At 33.6% G+C, this 3,396-nt stretch carries 5 protein-coding genes; all 5 read right to left on the minus strand.

The annotated features are described in order from the left end of the window. Window positions 1-194 precede the first annotated feature (194 nt). Window positions 195-599 (minus strand): type II toxin-antitoxin system tRNA(fMet)-specific endonuclease VapC, encoded by a 405-nt coding sequence (vapC, locus tag ND811_RS18920; RefSeq protein WP_265353528.1) that lies wholly within the window; start codon window positions 597-599, stop codon window positions 195-197. Next, window positions 596-826: a type II toxin-antitoxin system antitoxin VapB gene (gene vapB, locus ND811_RS18925; protein WP_100729144.1), complete on the minus strand. Its 231-nt coding sequence runs from the start codon at window positions 824-826 to the stop codon at window positions 596-598. The genes vapC and vapB overlap by 4 nt, the downstream gene beginning before the upstream one ends. Window positions 827-1,108: 282 nt before the next feature. Next, window positions 1,109-2,284, minus strand: coding sequence for a hypothetical protein (locus tag ND811_RS18930; RefSeq protein ID WP_265353530.1), 1,176 nt, complete (start codon window positions 2,282-2,284; stop codon window positions 1,109-1,111). A 196-nt stretch (window positions 2,285-2,480) separates the two neighbouring features. After that, window positions 2,481-3,017, minus strand: coding sequence for a GNAT family N-acetyltransferase (locus ND811_RS18935; RefSeq protein WP_265353531.1), 537 nt, complete (start codon window positions 3,015-3,017; stop codon window positions 2,481-2,483). Window positions 3,018-3,023: 6 nt separating this feature from the next. Next, window positions 3,024-3,182 carry a hypothetical protein gene (locus tag ND811_RS18940; RefSeq protein WP_265353532.1) on the minus strand — a complete coding sequence of 53 codons (159 nt, stop codon included), beginning with the start codon at window positions 3,180-3,182 and terminating at the stop codon, window positions 3,024-3,026. Between the last annotated feature and the right edge of the window lie 214 nt (window positions 3,183-3,396).

A 3,396-nucleotide genomic window follows, 5' to 3' on the forward strand; every position in this document is an offset into this window, starting at 1 on the left:
TTTTTTTAAAACATTACGCATAACGAACTAGACTAACCGACGTAGGCTGACCCTGAGTCCCGAACGGGACGTTAGGGATTGGCACGACGCTTGCGTAAGCAAGAGGAGTGCCAAAAGCCTATGTGTCGTAGACCGAACGAGGGCGCCAGTCCCGAAGTGAAGCGGTTAGTCGCTGTTATACGAAGGTCAGCATTCTAGTTGATCCAATTTTCGATTTTAAGTTCTTTAATTCTCTTAAATTCTTTTTCATTATTTGTAACTAGTATAATATCATTTGCGATAGCTTGAGAAGCAATGAGTAAGTCATAAGGGCCTATAATTTCTCCCTTTTTTTCTAGTTTTGTTCTTATTGATCCAGCTATAGAAGCAGATTCTGAGTCGAAGGGGATAATGTTTAGAAATCCCAGAAATTCATTAAGAGTTTTTTGATTTTGTTCTGATTTTTGACTTTTTTCAACGCCATATTTGAGTTCAAACTCAGAGATAGCAGAAATGAATATGTTATCTAGGCTTATCTTTTTGAATTTTTGATAAACTGCTTCAGGTTTTTGATTTATGATATAAATGCAAATATTTGTATCTAACAAATACTGATTCATATCGAATTTCGCTTATCAAAAGTTTTCGGTTGATTTCTTTCAATGTTAAAATCATCAGAAAAATCGTTGAGAGATTTCCATAATCTATCAACGGCATCGTCGATCGGAGATATAATGACGCAATTACCGTCTTTTCTTATGTAGACTTCTTTACCTTTGAAACGAAATTCTTTTGGAAGTCTAACCGCTTGACTATCACCGTTTTTAAATAATTTGGCACGATTCATATATACATTCTAGTATATATATTTTGGCTTTGTCAAGTCTGAAATCTCTAGATTTTTTTCAGCTTTGCAGATGTCCTGAGACATACATTTGCTGACTTTCGTATAACGAACTAGCCTTCCCGAAGTTGTCCGACCCTGAGTCCCGACTGGGACGTTAGGGACTGGCACGTAGCTTGCGTATGCGAGCGAGTGACAGGAGGACAATTTGGCGTAGCCCGAGCGAGGCCTTGTGCCGAAGCGTAGCGGGAAGGTGCTGTTATACGCAGTTTCGATTGGTCATGATTACAAATTTTCGCCGAATACTCTACTGATCTGTATTTGCACATATTTATATAAATATGGAAAATTTTTTTCTGACATTACTAATTCTTGAATTCCTATTGTATTAAACTCTTTTTGAGACTTCTTTCGGGGAAGAAAATGAATCAATTCTTCTTTATTGGATGAAGTTGGTGAAAATCCATATGCTTTACATTGAAATTCTATTAGATTATTTTTGACAAATTTTTCTTTTATTCTTTCTGTGAGAAGAATTTCACTCTCTTTGAATTTTTTGAAAATTTCGTCATAACTTTTCAATGGAAATGATCGAATATCAACATAATCGAGTGAATTGGCGTTCACGGATTCAGGGAGCAAACCTATATCCATACAAAAATAAAAACATGCTGTTTCCATCATTGAAGGATTAAAAGTTGAGATTGTGAATAGAATGAGGTCAGTGTCGTTTAGTCCTGATTTCAAATCCATTAAATTTGGTTTTCTTCCCAAGATTGTATTGAAATAGCAACGTATAAATACTCCAAAATCAGTTTCATAATCATTGGAATATGGTAATTTTTGCTTTAAACGGTTATTTTCAATATTTGGATTATTGAGTAATTTTCTATTTTCGGTTTTACCAATTTTGGCGAATGGTCTACATGTTCCTTGGTTAAGATATTGATATACTGCAATAGAATTGATAGGCGCGTATAATCTAGTTCTCGGAATTTTATTCAAGAGTTTTACGGGTAAAAATTTATACTTTTCTTCTATATTAAGTGTAGGATCTATTTTGAAAATATAAAGATTTTTAATGTTACTTTTTTGGCTTTGAATAAGTTTTTTTAATTCAAAAAGTAATGGATTCTCTCTAATTATAAAAAGGTCATTTGTTATTTCATAAAAATATATAAATAGCGAATCAAAAACGACTAAATTCTTTTTCTCTCTACGATCTATATATAGTAACCATGCAATTAAGTCATCATCGTTTGATTTTTTATTTTTGAAAAATTCATTCTCACCTTTACTTCTATTTTCGATATATTCTGATTCAAGCTTATCCATAGATTCTACAGATTTTGGAAGATCATTAAAACCTACATATAGTCCCGGATAGAATTGAAAAAAATCTTCTTTCTGGAAAAAATTTCCTTTTCCGTTTTTATAAAAAAAATATTCAAATTGTTCCATAGTTAATTTGTTTTTCGAAATTGCGTATAACGAACTAGACTTACCGAAGTTCCCTGACCCTGAGTCCCGAAGGGACGTTAGGGACTGGCACGTAGCTTGCGTATGCGAGCGAGTGACAGAAAGGGAATTTGCCGTAGGCCGAGCGAGGCCTCGTGCCGAAGCGTAGCGGTAAGTCGCTGTTATGCGCAGAAACGCATTATACGATAGTAATTAAATCAAAATACATTAGTCTTGTGTCTTCATTTGTATCTGATTGAGTAAGGTAAATAAATCCATTTTTTTCATAGAAGCTGAGAGTCTCTTTGTTATTATATGCATCAACAGTAACAAATCGACAGCCAGTTTTATTAGAATCTAGAAATATACCTTTGATATAGTTTAGAATATCCGATCCTAAACCTTGCTTTTGATATTGAATGGCAACGCCTAATCTTCCGATTTTAACTGCTGGATAACTTTTAAATCTTTTTTTTTCAGGTATAGATTTTCTAAATTTTTTCCATCCAGAATTATTCGTCTGTTCGGCAGATATTTTATCATTGATAACGCTGAAAAATGCTACTGTATTCTGATTTTTTGTATTTTCAAAGATATACGTAACAGCAATTAAACTTTGAGTGTATATTAAAGCGTCATTTAGTAGAAATTCATTTAGATCTGAATCACCACAATCGAAGGGTAAAATAGATTTATTAGTATCTAGTCTATAAAGACGGATATTTTCCCAATCCATCAACTACTACTTATCTAATAGGTCAGAGATTTTTTTGTAGCTTTCTTGAATTTTGACAATTTCTTGATTATCAATTTTTTTTGTCTCATTTTTATCTAGGGACTCAAAGAAGAAATCGGCATCATGGCCCTTTAGAGTAGGTGTGTCTTTAATTTGAATAGCCATCTTTTGTTACTTTCCAACTTATCTTTTGTTTGAAAAGAAATTTATTACTTCTGTTATATTTGACTAAATGTAGAGTTATAATGTTCTGAATATTGGCGAATAGTGTTCATTTTTGCGTTATTGCGCATAACGAACTAGACTTACCGAAGTTGTCCGACCCTGAGTCCCGGTAACGGGACGTTAGGGACTGGCACGTAGCTTGCGAAAGCAAGGC

This window comes from Leptospira soteropolitanensis, assembly GCF_026151655.1.
In the GTDB taxonomy this organism is placed as follows: domain Bacteria; phylum Spirochaetota; class Leptospiria; order Leptospirales; family Leptospiraceae; genus Leptospira_A; species Leptospira_A soteropolitanensis.

Coding starts and splice junctions, on each gene's coding strand:
- vapC (WP_265353528.1), bottom strand. CDS start 599: ATGAATCAGTATTTGTTAGATACAAATATTTGCATTTATATCATAAAT.
- vapB (WP_100729144.1), bottom strand. CDS start 826: ATGAATCGTGCCAAATTATTTAAAAACGGTGATAGTCAAGCGGTTAGA.
- ND811_RS18930 (WP_265353530.1), bottom strand. CDS start 2,284: ATGGAACAATTTGAATATTTTTTTTATAAAAACGGAAAAGGAAATTTT.
- ND811_RS18935 (WP_265353531.1), bottom strand. CDS start 3,017: ATGGATTGGGAAAATATCCGTCTTTATAGACTAGATACTAATAAATCT.
- ND811_RS18940 (WP_265353532.1), bottom strand. CDS start 3,182: ATGGCTATTCAAATTAAAGACACACCTACTCTAAAGGGCCATGATGCC.